This window comes from Bartonella bovis 91-4 (assembly GCF_000384965.1).
GTDB lineage: Bacteria > Pseudomonadota > Alphaproteobacteria > Rhizobiales > Rhizobiaceae > Bartonella > Bartonella bovis.
In genome coordinates, this window is sequence record NZ_CM001844.1 from 685744 (window position 1) to 702533 (window position 16790).

A 16790-nucleotide genomic window follows, 5' to 3' on the forward strand; every position below is an offset into this window, starting at 1 on the left:
TGCTGCAGGCGATGAACCAGTTTATGGCATTAATACTGGTTTTGGAAAATTAGCTTCAATTAAAATTAATGTAAATGATGTGGTTATTTTACAAAGAAATCTTATCTTATCGCATTATTGTGGTAGGGGCCCCTTTAGCTGAAAATATTGTACGCTTGATAATTACGTTAAAGCTTATTTCGCTTGGGCGAGGGAGTTCTGGTGTTCAGCTGGAATTAATAAATTTATTAGAAAATATGCTTAAAAAGGGAGTTATTCCTGTTATTTCTGAAAAAGGATCAGTTGGTGCATCAGGTGATCTTGCACCACTCGCTCATATGGTAGCTGTTATAATAGGTGAAGGAGAATCGTTCTTTCAGAATATTCATATGAGTGGAGGAGCTGCTTTAAAAAAGCGGGATTATCTCCTGTTGTTTTAAAGGCAAAAGAAGGCTTAGCTCTTATCAATGGTACTCAGACATCAATAGGCACTTGCGCTCGCAGATTTTTTTCGCGATTATCGGGTACTGTGTGTGGGGCTTCTTTTTTGTGCAATATCTACAAATGTCATTATAGGCTTAACAGCCCCATTTCATTCCGATATCCATATTTTACGTGATCATCATGGGTAAATTATTGTATTGCAGGTATTAAAAAAACTTATGAAAGATTCAAAAAATTCTGGTAGAACATCTACGTGGTGATAATGTGTTCAAGATCCTTATTGTATACGTTCCAGCCACAAATTATGGGTGCTTGTTTTGATATTTTTACAGTGGCAGCAAAAACGCTGATTATTAAAGCAAATGCAGTAACAGATAATCCATTGTTTTAGGAAACGGTGGCAAGTTGTATCGAGTAGAAATTTTCATTGCTGAGCCTATTGTTTTATTGCTGATCAGGTCGCACTTGTTTTATGTGAAATAGGTTCAATTTCTCAAAGACACATTGCTCTTATGGTTGATCTAGCAGTTTTCCATGGAATTCCTGCTTTTTAAGTACAAAATGCAGGTCTTAATTCAGGTTTCATGATCGCTGAAGTGACAGCAGCTTCTTTAATGTTTGAAAATAAGCAAATGGTACATCCCGCTTCGTTTAATTCAACGCTAACTTCAGTAAATCAAGAAGGTCATGTTTCAATGGCTTACCATGGTACTCGTCGATTATTAGCTATGAGCGAAAATCTTTTACTATTATTGGTATTGAAATACTTGTTGCAGCACAGCGAATTGAATGCTGTGCCCCTCTAAAACCAAGTCCTTTATTGCAGGCTGTTATGGAGTATTTACGCAGAAATATCACAATTCTTAAAGCGGATCGTTATATGGTTGTAGGTCTTGAAAAGGTGCATGTACTTGTGAATGAGGGGCATTATTTATATATTTTATCAAAAACAATTTTTCCACAATTGGAGCTGAAATAATATTTATTTTGAGATTGAACAAAGAAAGAGGCTCATTATTCTAAGTTTATCTCATAAGTTTGGAGTCAGATGATATATTTACCAATTGAGTGAGGGGAAACAAATTTATAAATCAGACGAGCATATTTATTATTGCTATGATTGGTTTATAATAATGTAATGGCAGCACACGCAAAGTATCATAAAGGGGTATTATTTAATCAAATACCTCTTAAAACTTAAAGAGACAGAAAGAATGCAATTTTTTTGTTATGAACAGTGCAAATTGCACCACCATACATAGTGATTATGCGTCTTAACTATCATGATATTATATTTTATGCGATGAAAAAATAGAAATTTCAAAATCTTTCAGATCCATTAAAGTTTTTTACATTTCAGTTGGCTTCAGTGCTTGTTAATCTGAAGAGTGAGCCTTTATAAGGATTATACAGCATTTGAAAAGGAAAAAAATGTCAGTAAACAAGCTTAAACGAGGTATGAATAAACGTCAGGTTATATTTTTAGCTTTCGGATCTGCTATTGGAACAGGCCTTTTTTACGGGTCTACGCAAGCAATTAATCTTGCTGGTCCAAGTGTTCTTATTGCGTATTGTATTGCGGGTTTAGCTGTTTTTATGGTGATGCGGGCTCTAGGTGAGATGATTATTCATAATCCTTTGCCAGGTTCTTTTGCCCGTTACGCTGCAAATCATATATCACCTTTGGCTGGTTTTCTAACAGGGTGGACATATGTTTTTGAGGTGGTTCTTGTTGGTTTAGCTGATATTACAGTTTTTGCAACTTATATGGGTTTTTGGTATCCTGGTGTTTCTCCTTGGATCTGGACATTGAGCATTACGCTTATTATTACCGCTATTAACTTAGCGGCAGTCAAAGTATATGGTGAGCTAGAATTTTGGCTGTCTTCTATCAAAGTAATTGCTATTATCGTTATGATTGTTTTAGGCATAGCAATTATTGTGTTTAATTGGAATATGGGCACACAATCCACTGTTCATAATTTATGGCAAAATGGTGGTATATTTCCCAATGGTTGGTTTGGTTTTTTAGCTTGCTTTAGTGTTGTTGTTTTTTCTTTTGGTGGGGTAGAGATTGTTGGAATAGCAGCTATGGAAACGCAAGATCCTAATAAAACTATTTCAAAAGCAATTAATTCTATTCCAATTCGGATTTTACTATTTTACGTTATAACTTTGACGGTTTTAATGATACTTTATCCTTGGAATAAAATTGGGTTGATTGGTAGTCCTTTTGTTTCAATTTTTGAAAACCTTGGTATTTCATCAGCAGCTAACATTCTTAACGTTGTTGTTGTTACAGCGGCTATTTCAGCCATTAATAGCGAAATGTATGGCGCTAGTCGCATGATTCATGGGCTATCACAAGAAGGCTATGTATTTAAGAAATTTCAATATCTATCAAAAAACGGTATACCAATTTTTATTATTTTACTAATATCTGTCGTATTTTTTTTTGGTGTTGTTCTTAACTATTTTTATCATGATCAACTTTTTTTTCTCATTGCAGCAATGGCAACATTTGCAACAGTTTTCGTTTGGCTGATGATTTTACTTTCGCAAATTTTCATGAGACTTAAAATGCCTAAAGAAAAACAGCATAATCTAAAATTTCCTATTCCATTTTGGCCAGTAGGATCGATTTTTGCTATTTTATTTATGATCTTTATTTTTGTTTTGTTATGTTTTTTTGATGATACACGACCAGTTTTAATGATAGGAGTAGCTTGGCTTAGTTGGCTCGTAGTTTGCTTTTATGCACTTAAATTTTTTAATAAAGAAAAAAGAAAAACTATCTGTAAAAATTGAATTTTTCATTTATTAAAAAGCAAAATACTTTTACTATTTGGGTAGATAATTATTACAAAAACGCTAAATATTATAAGCGTATTTCATTGGTAAGCCTAGTTTTATTAATTGAGTGGCTAGAAAAATCTACTTTATAAATATTCTATATAGCTAATAAGATTAACATAATATTTTAGAAAGAAGACATGGTTATATCAAGGTATAAATTTCAAATTCTTGGAAAACTTTTATGGTTAAACTAATAACTGCTTTTGAATGTTTATGGAATTAATTTATGTTACTTGTTTTTTTTCATCGATCTTCAAGAGTGTGGGAACGAATTGACGAGGCAGGAGGAAGAGAAAATCTTGGATGCTTGCAATCGTGTGCAGAGATTGCTCAGTGTGAAAGCTTCGGATGAGCAGGTTAAGAAAGCTGCTTTTTTGCTCTCAAGTTGAGAGTTCCAGCCAACACAGATCCCAGTGTAGTTTCCTTGTCTTACAAGACGATACTCGAATATGTTTCAGCATACGCTCTTGCACAAGCCGTTGAAAAATTTTCACGGGTCAAGCCAAGAATTATGTCAAAGGTATTCATGCCTACGTGTGCAGAGCTTGTTTCCTACTGTCAGCAGATAGGATGAAATAACAGGGCTGTTAACAACAATCCCTTTTTCTTATTAGTGGAAAAATGAAGAGTAGCCAAAACATATGACGAAGTATCAAGGAGATGGAGTAACTGTCAAAGAGTAGTAAATAAAAGAGCATCTTTATGTCTTGCTCGCTAGTAATTTGATCGGTGAGATAGAATCCCTAGTTTTTTTGGTTTTCAGCTTCCATCACGAGTACTGCTGCCTCTGTATAAGGCGCTACTCTAATGCTGCATGTACACTATCAGGTAGCAAAACAGCTACTACAGGAGCACAAATAACAAGAAAACGTGAACAGTAGAGATAAAAGCGTTTCAATCTGCATTAATGCAAGGTGTGACACGGGCAGAAGCAAAACTTGTAGAAAAGGAAACTATAACAAGCAGGTGCAAAGAAAGAAACAGCAAAATTTTTTTAGGGCGCTATAAAAACAGATGCGATCTATGGGGCTATAGCGGGAAGCGGTGAGAGCAGTGTTGTTAGTACTATTAGCAAAGGTAGCTTAGATGGCAATGGTGAAAACAGTATTTATGGTGGTGCAGGAGGCGGGGTAGGGGATGGTTTAGCTGCTTTTTTTATGATTTTAACTAAGGTCTTTCGTTTTGGAAGACAAGTTAAACAGTGCAAGCAAACAGAGGAAGTTTTAAAAATAGCAAGAACACGATTTGAAATAGAAGATGAAATTAATAAGAAAAGTGATGTTGATGTATGCTCTGATCTTTCTAAGTGGGTGTGTAAAAAATGAATATGTTTCTTGTATTGGGTGTTGCCAATGTATTTAGATCAGCAAGATTATGATGGAATCAGTTCAAGCTTGGCAAGAGACATTTTAAAGCATAATGAATACGGAAAATGCTCGTGTGGTTGGGAAACTATTAACAAAAGTTCAAGATAATTTTAGTGCAGTTTATAAAGACAAGTTAAAAAATTTTATTCCATAACTTGATTATCTTTTTTCTAACCTTAAGTAAATAGCAATAAAATCAACAGGTTATAGAAAAAAAACAACTGGTGGGCGTGACAGGGATTGAACCTGTGACCCCTACGATGTCAACGTAGTGCTCTCCCACTGAGCTACACGCCCATTCAATGATGGTGCATACTGCATATAGAATTATAAACGTCAATGTCTGATTTAATTTTTTATTTGATTAAATGCAAACAATTTACAGAAAATATTCTATTAAGCAGCTATAAGTATTTTTTCAACTTCACTAACTAATTCACGCAAATGAAATGGTTTAGAAAGCACTTTAGCATCAGGAATAGTATTATTATTTGAATTTAATGCAACTGCTGCAAAGCCTGTAATGAACATAACTCGTAAATCAGGATCAATTTCAGTAGCACGTCGTGCTAATTCAATTCCATCCATTTCTGGCATAACAATATCAGTGAGTAGAAGAGAAAATGGTTCTTCTTGTAAACGTTTATATGCACTAGCACCATTATCAAAATCGATGACTTCATAACCTGCACGTTCTAGTGCTTTTGCTAGAAAGCGGCGCATATCATTATCATCTTCCGCGAGCAGGATTCGTTTCATGATTATGTCCAATTGCTCCATTTATTAGTTTTTCACTATATTGATGTATACGATATAGTGTATTTATAAAAAAGCGGTAAAATGCTTATAATTAGAATGAATAGCAAAATGGTTAACTCTTGCATATTTGTCAAGGATACATAATGTCGTTTTTAGTTGAGTTCAATTTAAAATATGTATGACAGTAGAAGGAGACCGGACATTTATATATTTTGAGTTTTCTTAATTACATGTTTTGTTTTTAAATTTTTTTCATATTTGTTTTATAAGTATGCTGGTTTAGAGGTTATTGATACTCAAAATTCAGAAAGGTATTGTGTTAATTTTCTATTTTGAAATATCATACAGAAAAACAATATTTTCGAGCAGTCGTTCTATCTATTTTTAGTAATATGAATTGTAGGACATATGAGTTAGTCCTAATATGCTTGCTTTTTCCTCACCAAATTTTGGTTATTCCAAAAGAATATTAAAGATTACAAGAAAAATTAATATATTTTGTAAAAGGAGCTTTCTTATTAAAGCCCTTAATGAAGGCAAAAAGCTATAATTTTTCTTCCCACATAGTGTTAAACTAAGATAACACTTAATGGCTAAGTTATAATAGTGATGAAGAAATAGTAAATAGTTATCTTATTTTGTCCTCTTTTATGAGTTAAAATATAAAAGAGTTGAAATGGAAAAGATTGATTACCAAATAAATGTTACAATCGCCATAATGGGATTGTTGGTTTGTAAGAAAGTCTGCCATTTGGAGACTTTGTAAATTAATTGTAGTCGCTCTAAAGGAGGGCAATTATGCGTCAAGTAGATTTTTCACCATTTTATCGTTCAACAGTAGGTTTTGATCATCTTTTAAATTGGTTTGATTCCAGAACACAACCGGATGATGTCTCTTCTTATCCACCATATAATATTGAGCGTTTAAGTGAGGATTCTTATCGGATTTCTATGGCTGTTGCTGGTTTTTCTTTAAATGAAATCGATATTGAAACGCATTGTAACCAGCTAACCATTAAAGGTGAGAAAATACCTGAAAATGATGATGAAGGACGAGAATTCCTTTATCGAGGAATTGCTTCGCGTGCTTTTGAAAGACGTTTTCATTTAGCTGATCACGTTAAGGTCATAGGAGCAGAATTAAGAGATGGTCTTCTTCATATTCAGCTTAAAAGAGAAATGCCGGCTGAATTAAAACCAAAAAAGATAGTTGTGCAACAAGCCTCGCCAGCTGTTGCTAAAAGTAGCAATGGTTATAATATGCCTAAAGCAAGCTTAGAAGTTGAAACAACAGAATGATTTATAATTTTTAAAATATTTAGAACGCGAGACAAAAGTCTCGCGTTTTTTATTTTCTACTGATGAAAAGACTATTTAACTGAAAGTTTGTTACGTAAATAATGGCATTTTTTTAGTAATACGAGATGAAGAGATATATAAAATGTAGCTAAACTAAAGGCAGGATAATTTTTGTAAATCAATTAATAACTATAAAATCTTATAACTTACTGCGTGATAAGCTATTTATATAGGCAATAAAATTTTTTTGATAATTCAACACAATGTGTAATAAGTAAGCACGATATTAGATTAAGTAAGTGTATTTATTATATATATTAAGTAGGTATCAGATTTGGAATAGAATATAAAGAATGGTCGGAGCGGCGGGATTCGAACCCACGACCCCTTGACCCCCAGTCAAGTGCGCTACCAGGCTGCGCTACGCTCCGAGTTGTCAAAAACGACTAAACGACTGTCTCTTTAAAGGCAAGAGGAAAAATAAACAGAATAAAATCTAATAAAATGCTTTTTTCCAGTTTAAAAAAAAGCTTAAAAAAGTAAAAGTGAAACTTGGCACTTTATTACTTCGGAGTAGCTTTGAAATAAAAAATCAAAGCTTAAGTTTACGGAAAAGGTTAAACATTCCGATTTATGTCTTGTTATTTTGTTTTTAATATATCAAAAAAATAAAATTATCGTAAATAAAGTCATTGAAAGCGCTTATTTGGTAAGGGAAAAATGAACAATGGGTCGTTCGGTAATAAGTTTGACAGAAGCCGCAGTAGATCGCATTAAAGATATTATGAAAACAAAAAATGCGTGTGGTATTCTTATTGGTATCAAAAAGGGTGGCTGTGCGGGAATGGAATATACAATTACTCTCGCAAAAGAAAAAATGCACGATGCGGATGCTGTTGAAATTAATGGTGCTCACGTTTTTATTGCGCGCGATGCAATATTATTTTTATTAGGCACACAAATAGATTATGAAGTGACCACACTTCGTTCTGGTTTTATATTCAACAATCCCAATCAAATTTCAGCATGTGGATGTGGTGAATCAGTAGAAATTCGCCCCGCTTCACAGAATAAATTGAATGAAATGTATGAAAACCATTGAGTTTTGTTAAATTGTGTTTAGTAAAGCAAGGTTGTGATTAGTTTTTTCTTATTGTGTATTTTTAGCTTTATTCCAAAGATTTTCCATTTCTTTTAAAGATACGTCAACCAATGTTTTTGACTGGTTTGATAGACTTTCTTCAATATAGGTGAAGCGATTTCTAAATTTTATATTTGTTTTTTTTAATGCCTTTTGTGGGTCAATATTCAAATGGCGTGCAAGGTTAAGTATGGCAAAATAAAGATCACCAAATTCTGCTTCTATTTCTGAGGTTTTATCAGCTTTGATTGCTTCTTTAAGTTCATTGAATTCTTCTTTTATTTTTTTTAAGACTTTATCTTTTTTATGCCAATCAAAACCCACTTTAGCAGCCATATTTTGTAAAGCGAGCGCTTCTTGATCTGCTGGTTGTGTCGGTTTTACTTGTGCAAGATAGCCTGTTGGTGCATCGTCTGCTAAACCTGCCTCTTTGAGCTGTTGTTTTCGTTCAGCTTTTTCTATTTTTTTGATATATTCCCATGTATCCTCTGGAGGAAGGTCTACGTTTTTTTGTTCTGCATTTTCAAAGATATGAGGATGACGGCGAATTATTTTTGCGGTAATCGCGTAAACAACGTCATCAAAAGAAAAGCTACCTTCTTCCTTAGCAATCGCAGCATAATAAACTATCTGTAAAAGAAGGTCACCTAGTTCATCGCAAAGATCTACTCGGTTACCTCGCTCAATGGCATCGATAACTTCATAAACTTCTTCGATCGTATAAGGTATGATGGATTCAAAGGTTTGTTTTATATCCCAAACACAACCATTATCGCGATCTCGTAATATTGAAATAATTGTAATAAGGTCATTAATATCTTTTGATGCTAACACTGATGTCTCTTTTATGTGGATAATATGGATACATTATTCACCCCAACGTCTATGAAACCACATCCATTGTCCAGGATATTCACGCACCCAAGTTTCAACAATATCATTTAATTTTTGTACAGAGGCATTTATGTCAATTTCATTTTTATCATCAAGTGGCAGTTCCATACGCTCATATAACTCTAAACGATAACGTCCTCCAGCTAATCGGATACAGCGTGCTGGATAAATATCACAATTATATTGCCGAGCAAGTTTTATAATTAAGGGATTAGTTTTAAGCGATCGATTAAAAAATGTACTAGGGATACCTCGGCGAAATTTTTGATCAACAAGCATGCCAACATTTTCATTTTTTGCTAATTTTTCTGCTAATGCCCAAGTTGCGTGCGCTGCAGATGGCACAAGGTGCCCCATAGAATTTTGTCGAGCTTTCAAAACTCGATCTGCAATATGAGGGTTGTTGGGTGGTCTAAATAACACTGTAACATTAAGATCAAAGCTTTGTGCACATATAGGAAGAAGCTCAAAATTTCCAGTATGGGCTGTGAAAAAAATATGAGGCTTTTTTTCATTTTTTAATCGTTGAAATATTTCAGCACCACTGACTTCAATTAAACCAGGTTGGCTGGCATTGGGATCAAAATCAAAAATTTTATCGAGAAAAATATATTCGACAAGAAGTCGTCCCATATTTTCCCACATTTCTAGTGCAATTGCATGTAATTCTTGTTCTGTTTTTTCTGGGTATGCAGCTCTAAGGTTTGCAAGCGCAATTTGATGACGAGATACAAGAGGACCAAATGTCTTTGCTAACCAAGAAATAAAAGAGAATCCAATGTTAATAGGGAGATGTCGTAAAATAGCTAAAAAAGCAATAAGCAAATGTACCCACAGCCAATTGACAGAATTTTTAATAACCATTTTAATACGATACATTGAAATTTTGATAAAATGCTTTGTCATGATTTAGTCAATTTTGAGAATAATTTTACCAAAAACATCACGACTTTCTATTCGTTTTAAGGCTGTATCGATTTTATTAAAGTCAACAATCGTATCAATGATAGGGGATACAATCCCTTGTGCCATTTTCTGCATAGCATTTGCCATATTTTCCATACGACAGCCAAATGAACCAAATATTTTAAGTTGTTGTTGAAATAGTTGCATTAAATTTATAGGTGCTGAAACACCAGAAGTTGAACCACAAGTTACTAAACGAGCGCCTCGTTTCATACACAATATAGAGCCTGTCCATGTATCAGCACCTACATGTTCAAAAACGACATCAACTCCTTTTTTTTGAGTTAATTTGCGGACCACACCTTCAAAGCGATCTTTACGGTAATTAATCACATAATCAGCTCCAAGGGATTGTGCTTTTACAATTTTATTGTCTGAGCCCACAGTGGTAATAACTGTGCACCCTATGGCTTTTGCGATCTGGATGGCTGCTGAACCAATACCAGAACCACCGGCATGTATTAAAATTGTTTCTCCAGCTTGTAATTTTGCGTTATCAAAAAGCATATGTTCTACAGTGCCAAAAGTGATTGGAGCGACAGCTGCTTTTATTGCATCACATTCCAATGGAGCTGGCACTAATAGACGTGCTGGAAGGTTAACAAGTTCACAAGCAAAGCCATCAAGATGAAAACCATAAACACCTTTTACATCACTACAAAGGTTGTCACGTCCTTCGCGGCAGGCTTTGCACAAACCGCAGGTTTGTGCACCATAAATTGAAACAATTTGCCCGAGTTGTAGATTTTCAACGCCATCTCCTAGTTGAACAATTTCACCGGAAGCTTCTGCACCTATAATAAGCGGCATTTTTCTTTTAGCAAAAGCCATACCACGCCATCCCCACACATCAATATGATTAAGAGCAACAGCCTTTATACAGACTGTCACTTCACCAGGGCTAGGCAGTGGTGGTGGTGCAATATCAGTGATCTCAAGTTGACGCTCATTAAATAGTTGCAGTGCACGCATCATTATTCTCTATTAATATATATTGTTATAAGATTAGTGTTTACGAAATTTAATTATTAAAGGATTACTGTTTATATGCCGTAATAACAAGACTAGTATTTTGACCGCCAAAACCAAATGAATTAGATAAAACCGCATTAACGCAAGCTTTACGGCTATAATTAGGAACAACATCCAAAGGGATAGTAGGATCTGGATCATCATAATTGATCGTGGGGGGAAGTATTCCCGATTGGATAGTTAAAAGTGAAAAGACAGCTTCTATAGTGCCAGCAGCAGTTAAAGTGTGCCCAATCATTGATTTATTGGAAGAAACGGGAATATGTTCTAAAATATCACCAAATACCTTTGATAATGCTAGATATTCCATCTTTTCATTTTCAGGTGTAGAAGTTCCATGTGCGTTGATATAATCAATTTCATTGATTGTTATTTGTGCATCAGCTAATGCTTTACGTACTGCTTCAGTTGCTGGGGATGCGTCGGGTTTTGAACGAGTACGGTGGAAATCATCTGCTGTTTCTCCACAACCAGCTAGAATTCCCAGAACTTTTGCTTTACGCTCTAGAGCACTTTCAAGAGATTCAAGAACAAGAGCACCCGATCCTTCTGCCATGACAAAGCCGTTTCGGTCACGGCTAAATGGTTTTGATGCTTTTTCTGCGGGATCATTATGGGTTGAAAGAGCAGATAATAAAGAAAAACGAATAAGAGATTCCGCTGAAACTGAACCGTCAGTAGCGATGATAAGTGCGCGATCTGTTTCCCCTCGTCGAATAGATTCCACACCTAGTTGAATTGCCGTCGCGCCAGATGCACAAGCAGTTGAAAGTGTAATAGGAAGCCCCTTTGTTCCAAATGTTTTTTGCAGTTTTTCTGCAATTGCTCCAAATTGCGTTGTTTCGAAAAGTGCATACTGAGGCTTACGGCTACAGACTTCGAGAAGATGCGCATAAGAAGGTTCATCATTAGATACCTCTTCTTGATCAAGAGCAAAACGAGCTTTCCACTCAAGTTCAACAGGGGGAGCTGCTAAGAATAATGGTCCATTAAAATTTGTTTTATCAAGATTGGCTTGCTCTAAAGCTTCTTCTGCTGCAAGATGTGCTAGTTTTTCAGAAAGAGCTGAAGCTCCAATTGTGCTTTCTTGAAGAAAATCAACTGTTCCTGCAATAATTGTATTTAATCCTTCAACAGGAAAGCGTGTTATTTTATGAATACCGCTAACGCCATTGATTAATTTTTGCCAATTTTCTTGTTTACCTTGCCCTAGTGATGTTACAATTCCTGTTCCAGTTATTGCTATAAGTGGACGTCCGAAATGATCGTTATATTCCGTCATGGAAATTCCTTTTAAACAGCAGCTAAGTGCACTATACCTTCGGCTCTTTTTATACCAATTGTAGTGGCTAATGCTTCATGTACTTCTCCAGAAAATGGTTTTTCATGAGTACTCAATGTTGGAAAACTAAGTTTTTTCTCAACAGAAATGGCAGCTAATGCGAGCGCTAAGAGAAATTGCGCTTCTCGTAAGTAGCCAAATAATGTTGTTATACCACGGTAAGGTATATTAGCAGCATCAAGTGCACTTTGTTCTGCTTTTGTTGCTTCATGCGATCCTGAAGCACCTGAAATTGTAAAAGCAGATTTAGCCGTTATTGTTTTCAACATTGTAGCAATTGTATCTTTAAGTGGAATTTTTGTCCTATTTGTTTGATCTGTAATGATTTGGCTTATTTCAGCATAAACACGAGCATTTCGCTTTTTTGCTTGTTCACCTTTTTCAAGAACTAAAAAAATGCCCACAGAACCAGTTATTATTTCACCGCCAAGAGAGTTTTTACGCCCCCAAACTGGCGACCAACCATCACGTGCTAAAAGGCCCCCAAGCCCATGAGCTAACAACATATCATAGCTTTGAGCGTTATAGGAGCTGCCTACTAAAACGTGTGTACTCTGTCCTGCTCGAATCCGGGCAACAGCTACTTGAACAGCAGAAAGTCCACTACCTTCTTCACCCATAAATGTACGAGAAGAGCCTGTTACTTTATGAACAATTGAAATATTACCAGCTAAAAGATTAGATAATTGTGCTAAAAACAAAGTTGGTCGGAGTTCAGTTGAAAGAACAGAGTTAAGCATAGAAGCATGATTATCTGTTGTGCGTGCTTTAGCGAGAATTTGTGTATCAACAGCAATATCACGTTCGCCTCCACTAGCAGCAACGATCATATCCATTGTTGATGTTAACTGTTCATTGTTTTTTATTCCAGCATCTTCAAGAGCAAGGCCAGCTGCATAGGTACCAAGACGTTGCCATGTTTCCATTTGTCGTTGATCACTACGTTTTGGAATTTGTAGATTCCAATCGACTTCAGTTAATTTATGGACAGTGTAAGGTGAAAAACTTGTACAATCTAGATTTGGTATAACTTTAGGATCGTTCAATTTTTGCCAATGACAATCAACCCCTTCACCTAAAGAGCTTATCAGTCCTATACCGGTAATGAATACAGATTGATCGCGCATAGTAAAAAGAGTCAATTAGCCTTTTTCAAGGTAATGAGTTCATCAATTTTTGCACAAAGGTTTTTAAGAACAAAATATTCTTCGGTTGTAACAATACCTTCATTAATTTCTTGAGTCCACTGTTCTAGCGGAATTTTAATTCCAAAAGCTTTATCAAGAGCAAAAACGATATCAAGAAAATCCAGACTATCGATTCCTAAATCATCAATTGTATGACTTTCAGGCGTAATCATGCTGCGATCGACTTCACTAATTTCCGCAATAACATCAGCGACTTTATCAAAAGTAGAGTGCAATGTGTAATTCCTTATTATAGGTTGATAGCTTCATAAAACATTTAAATATAACTCTATCTAGCTTTTTTTACCTAAAAAAAAAAGACTTAATCCAAAATGCAACTATCTTTTCAATATGAAAAATGAATTTGCGATGGATTAAGTCACAATTTTTGACGATTTATGAGGAGATACTTTAAATTTTATCGTAATGAGGGTTACTTATTTTTTATCATGAAGTTTTTTTCTATTTGCGGCAAGCACTGCCAGTGCTGTCATATTGACAACCCCTCGTGAAGTTACTGAAGGTGTAAGAATATGCACAGGGCGTGCTGCCCCAATTAAAATAGGGCCAACATGGAGTGAATCTGTTAGATTTTTTACAATATTGAGTGTGATATTGGCCGCATCAAGTGTTGGAAAAACAAGCAAATTAGCTTCTCCCTTGAGACGTGAATCAGGAAAAACACGATCACGAAAAATTTGAGAAAGTGCAGAATCACCATGCATTTCCCCATCTGCCTCCAGATCTGGGTATAACTCTGCCAAGATTTCAGCTGCACGACGCATTTTACGCGCGCTTTCTGTATTTTTAGAACCAAAATTTGAATGTGATAATAATGCTACTTTTGGTGTTATACCAAAAGCTTCAACTTCCTGTGCTGCCAACACTGTCATTTCCACTATCTCTTCTGCAGAAGGATTTTCGTTAACGTAAGTATCCGTTAAAAAAAGAGTGTTATGCGGAAAGATAAGTAAACTAACAGAAGAAAAACGGCTAACATTAGAATCAAGTCCAATAATTTGCTCGATTAATTGAAGATTACGTTCAAAACGTCCTTCTAAACCGCAAATCATTGCATCAGCTTCTTCACGCATAACTGCAAGGGCAGCAATAGCTGTTGTTGATGTTCTTACAATTGTTTTTGCAACTTCAGGTGATACACCACATCTACCTGTATAACGAAGCAATAAATTAACATAATCACGAAAACGTGGATCATCTTCTGGATTTGTGAGCTCAAAGTCTACACCGGGACGAATTCTTAAACCAAAGCGCTCTAATCTAGATTCCACTACATGTGGACGACCAATGAGAAGAGGAATTGCAGTTTGTTCTTCAAGAACAATTTGTGCTGCACGAAGTACACGTTCATCTTCGCCATTGGCATAAATTACACGTTTGCGTTTTGCTGTTTTCACACTAGCAAAAACAGGTTTCATTGTTAGACCAGAACGGTATACAAAACGATTAAGGTTATCATGATAAGCAGCAATATCTTCAATTGGCCGCATTGCTACACCAGTTTCCATTGCTGCATTAGCAACTGCAGGTGCAATACGTAGTATTAAACGTGGATCAAAAGGGAAGGGGATAAGATAATCTGGACCAAAATTAGATGTTTCTTTTGAATAGGCAAGTTCTGCAACATCTGAAGATTCTTCACGGGCAAGGGCAGCAATGGCATGAACTGCAGCTATTTTCATTTCTTCATTAATTGCAGTAGCACCAACATCTAATGCACCACGAAAAATATAAGGAAAACAAAGGACATTATTGACTTGATTGGGATAATCAGAACGTCCTGTGCAGATCATTGCATCTGGTCGTACAGCACGCGCTTCTTCTGGCATGATTTCCGGTGTTGGATTAGCAAGTGCTAAAATTAAAGGTTTTGAAGCCATTTTTTTGAGATATTCAGGTTTTAAAACACCACCTGCTGAAACACCTAAAAAAACGTCTGCATCATCAATAATCTCGGATAAAGTTCGTGCATCAGTTTTTTGAGCATAATTGATTTTCCAACGATCCATAAGTGTTTTGCGGCCTTTATAAACAACACCGTCTAAGTCACTAAGCCAAATATTTTCAACTTTTGCTCCAAGACGAACCAAAAGATTGAGACAAGCCAAGGCAGCAGCACCTGCACCTGAAGTAACTATTTTTACATCTTCAATTTTTTTACCAGCAAGATGTAATCCATTTAGTACAGCAGCAGAAACAATAATGGCAGTTCCATGTTGGTCATCATGAAAGACTGGAATATTCATTTTGGCACGAAGTTGTTCTTCGATTTCAAAGCATTCAGGAGCTTTGATGTCTTCAAGATTGATACCACTAAATGTCGGCTCCAACGCAGATACGATTTCTACCATTTGCGCAATATCAGGTGCATCAAGTTCAATATCAAAAACATCAATATTCGCAAATTTTTTAAATAAAACAGCTTTTCCTTCCATAACAGGTTTAGAAGCAAGCGGACCAATGTTTCCTAATCCTAAAACAGCCGTTCCATTTGATATAACAGCCACCAAATTGGAACGGGAAGTATATTGAGCTGCTAGGTTTGGATCTTTATGAATTGCAAGACATGGCGCAGCAACGCCGGGAGAATAAGCAAGCGCTAAATCACGTTGATTACCAAGCGGTTTTGTTGCTTGTATTTTTAGTTTTCCAGGTTTTGGATATTGGTGGTAAAAAAGCGCTGCGCTATCAAGTTCAGTTTGATGTGAACTGACTTTATTATTTGATTTTGTAGACATTTTTGTGATATCCGAGTTAATATATTTTATAGGGACATTGCCATTTATAATAAGATTATGTCCGCTAAAAGATTCTAATTTTAAATATAAGAAGGCATAAATACGCACAAATTCTTGTGAATTTTCAAACTAATACACCAGATTAATTTATTTACGTTAATTAATAATTTCATTAACATTATTATTTTTGCCTCCTTAACAATTTTTACAACAATTGATCAGTTTGAAAAGGCCCTGATAAGATAGTGTTGGTGGTTATATTACAAGTAGTTATGTTTTTGTAATGCTTACAAGAAATGATGCAAGCTTAATATGTATGCTGAAAATGGAAAAAAATCTAAATTTATGATTGATGTGCAGAGGGATACAAAGATAGTTATAAATACGCTTAATTATTTGTAAAATAACATTTAGCATTACTTTTATAACCCTTATGAGAATAATTTTATTTTGGATAAAGTTTGTCATAAATTTTTCGTATTTTAACTTTTCCAATTCGTAACATCCAAGATTGTTATTATTACTAACAAAAGTTCAAGTAAATGTATTGAAAATGATACGCTTTATTCTCCTTTTGTCCATATATTTGGAATAACATTCGTCATTTCTATATTAAATTAAGATAATTTCTGCTGTTGTTTTCTGAAGTGTATTGAATAGCGTTTATTCATGACCATATGTAGTTTATTATTCCGGCACATGTGCACATACTTTTTCTTGTGTTCTGTTTAAGCATAAACGGGCGGTTTATGATTTTTTATCTTA

Annotated in this window: 12 protein-coding genes, 2 tRNA genes and 1 pseudogene; 5 read left to right on the top strand and 10 right to left on the bottom strand. The window is 35.2% G+C overall.

The genetic code is table 11. The annotated features are described in order from the left end of the window. Positions 1-28: 28 nt before the first annotated feature. The 3 genes and pseudogenes from BBBE_RS07670 to BBBE_RS02960 all read left to right on the top strand — a co-directional run bounded on the left by BBBE_RS07670 (position 29) and on the right by BBBE_RS02960 (position 3231). Positions 29-598: pseudogene (locus tag BBBE_RS07670) on the top strand (aromatic amino acid lyase). A gap of 439 nt (positions 599-1037) precedes the next feature. Further along, positions 1038-1229: an aromatic amino acid lyase gene (locus BBBE_RS07675; RefSeq protein ID WP_420806246.1), complete on the top strand. Its 192-nt coding sequence runs from the start codon at positions 1038-1040 to the stop codon at positions 1227-1229. 625 nt (positions 1230-1854) lie between these two features. Further along, positions 1855-3231, top strand: a complete 1377-nt coding sequence (locus tag BBBE_RS02960; protein ID WP_010701127.1) for an amino acid permease — start codon at positions 1855-1857, stop codon at positions 3229-3231. A 1637-nt stretch (positions 3232-4868) separates the two neighbouring features. On the opposite strand, the gene BBBE_RS02975 is transcribed toward BBBE_RS02960, so the two are convergent. Together BBBE_RS02975 and cpdR are read right to left on the bottom strand one after the other, a co-directional pair. Beyond that, a tRNA-Val gene (locus BBBE_RS02975) sits at positions 4869-4943 on the bottom strand. A gap of 99 nt (positions 4944-5042) precedes the next feature. Next, positions 5043-5405 carry a cell cycle two-component system response regulator CpdR gene (gene cpdR / locus BBBE_RS02980; protein ID WP_010701128.1) on the bottom strand — a complete coding sequence of 121 codons (363 nt, stop codon included), beginning with the start codon at positions 5403-5405 and terminating at the stop codon, positions 5043-5045. A gap of 798 nt (positions 5406-6203) precedes the next feature. On the opposite strand from cpdR, the gene BBBE_RS02985 reads away from it, so the two are divergent. Continuing rightward, positions 6204-6704, top strand: a complete 501-nt coding sequence (locus BBBE_RS02985; protein WP_010701129.1) for an Hsp20 family protein — start codon at positions 6204-6206, stop codon at positions 6702-6704. 354 nt (positions 6705-7058) lie between these two features. Here BBBE_RS02985 and BBBE_RS02990 read toward each other — a convergent pair. After that, positions 7059-7135: transfer RNA gene (locus BBBE_RS02990), tRNA-Pro, on the bottom strand. 296 nt (positions 7136-7431) lie between these two features. On the opposite strand from BBBE_RS02990, the gene BBBE_RS02995 reads away from it, so the two are divergent. Next, positions 7432-7806 carry an iron-sulfur cluster assembly accessory protein gene (locus BBBE_RS02995; protein ID WP_010701130.1) on the top strand — a complete coding sequence of 125 codons (375 nt, stop codon included), beginning with the start codon at positions 7432-7434 and terminating at the stop codon, positions 7804-7806. Between the two features lie 48 nt (positions 7807-7854). Here BBBE_RS02995 and mazG read toward each other — a convergent pair whose 3' ends face one another. The 7 genes from mazG to BBBE_RS03030 form a co-directional block, all read right to left on the bottom strand. Then, positions 7855-8679, bottom strand: coding sequence for a nucleoside triphosphate pyrophosphohydrolase (mazG, locus tag BBBE_RS03000; protein WP_010701131.1), 825 nt, complete (start codon positions 8677-8679; stop codon positions 7855-7857). Positions 8680-8712: 33 nt separating this feature from the next. Beyond that, positions 8713-9645: a lipid A biosynthesis lauroyl acyltransferase gene (locus BBBE_RS03005; RefSeq protein WP_010701132.1), complete on the bottom strand. Its 933-nt coding sequence runs from the start codon at positions 9643-9645 to the stop codon at positions 8713-8715. Between the two features lie 3 nt (positions 9646-9648). Further along, on the bottom strand, positions 9649-10677 hold the full coding sequence (locus tag BBBE_RS03010) for a zinc-binding dehydrogenase (protein WP_010701133.1): 1029 nt from the start codon (positions 10675-10677) through the stop codon (positions 9649-9651). Between the two features lie 64 nt (positions 10678-10741). Then, complete coding sequence (locus BBBE_RS03015; protein ID WP_010701134.1) at positions 10742-12019, bottom strand: beta-ketoacyl-ACP synthase; 1278 nt, start codon at positions 12017-12019, stop codon at positions 10742-10744. Between the two features lie 11 nt (positions 12020-12030). Then, complete coding sequence (locus BBBE_RS03020) at positions 12031-13206, bottom strand: beta-ketoacyl-ACP synthase (RefSeq protein ID WP_010701135.1); 1176 nt, start codon at positions 13204-13206, stop codon at positions 12031-12033. A gap of 11 nt (positions 13207-13217) precedes the next feature. After that, positions 13218-13502, bottom strand: coding sequence for an acyl carrier protein (locus BBBE_RS03025; RefSeq protein ID WP_010701136.1), 285 nt, complete (start codon positions 13500-13502; stop codon positions 13218-13220). A gap of 201 nt (positions 13503-13703) precedes the next feature. Then, on the bottom strand, positions 13704-16025 hold the full coding sequence (locus BBBE_RS03030; protein ID WP_010701137.1) for an NADP-dependent malic enzyme: 2322 nt from the start codon (positions 16023-16025) through the stop codon (positions 13704-13706). Between the last annotated feature and the right edge of the window lie 765 nt (positions 16026-16790).

What these genes read in the sequence shown, in the direction of transcription:
- BBBE_RS07675 (WP_420806246.1), top strand. Translation starts at nt 1,038, where the DNA reads ATGTTTGAAAATAAGCAAATGGTACATCCCGCTTCGTTTAATTCAACG.
- BBBE_RS02960 (WP_010701127.1), top strand. Translation starts at nt 1,855, where the DNA reads ATGTCAGTAAACAAGCTTAAACGAGGTATGAATAAACGTCAGGTTATA.
- cpdR (WP_010701128.1), bottom strand. Translation starts at nt 5,405, where the DNA reads ATGAAACGAATCCTGCTCGCGGAAGATGATAATGATATGCGCCGCTTT.
- BBBE_RS02985 (WP_010701129.1), top strand. Translation starts at nt 6,204, where the DNA reads ATGCGTCAAGTAGATTTTTCACCATTTTATCGTTCAACAGTAGGTTTT.
- BBBE_RS02995 (WP_010701130.1), top strand. Translation starts at nt 7,432, where the DNA reads ATGGGTCGTTCGGTAATAAGTTTGACAGAAGCCGCAGTAGATCGCATT.
- BBBE_RS03005 (WP_010701132.1), bottom strand. Translation starts at nt 9,645, where the DNA reads ATGACAAAGCATTTTATCAAAATTTCAATGTATCGTATTAAAATGGTT.
- BBBE_RS03010 (WP_010701133.1), bottom strand. Translation starts at nt 10,677, where the DNA reads ATGCGTGCACTGCAACTATTTAATGAGCGTCAACTTGAGATCACTGAT.
- BBBE_RS03015 (WP_010701134.1), bottom strand. Translation starts at nt 12,019, where the DNA reads ATGACGGAATATAACGATCATTTCGGACGTCCACTTATAGCAATAACT.
- BBBE_RS03020 (WP_010701135.1), bottom strand. Translation starts at nt 13,206, where the DNA reads ATGCGCGATCAATCTGTATTCATTACCGGTATAGGACTGATAAGCTCT.
- BBBE_RS03030 (WP_010701137.1), bottom strand. Translation starts at nt 16,025, where the DNA reads ATGTCTACAAAATCAAATAATAAAGTCAGTTCACATCAAACTGAACTT.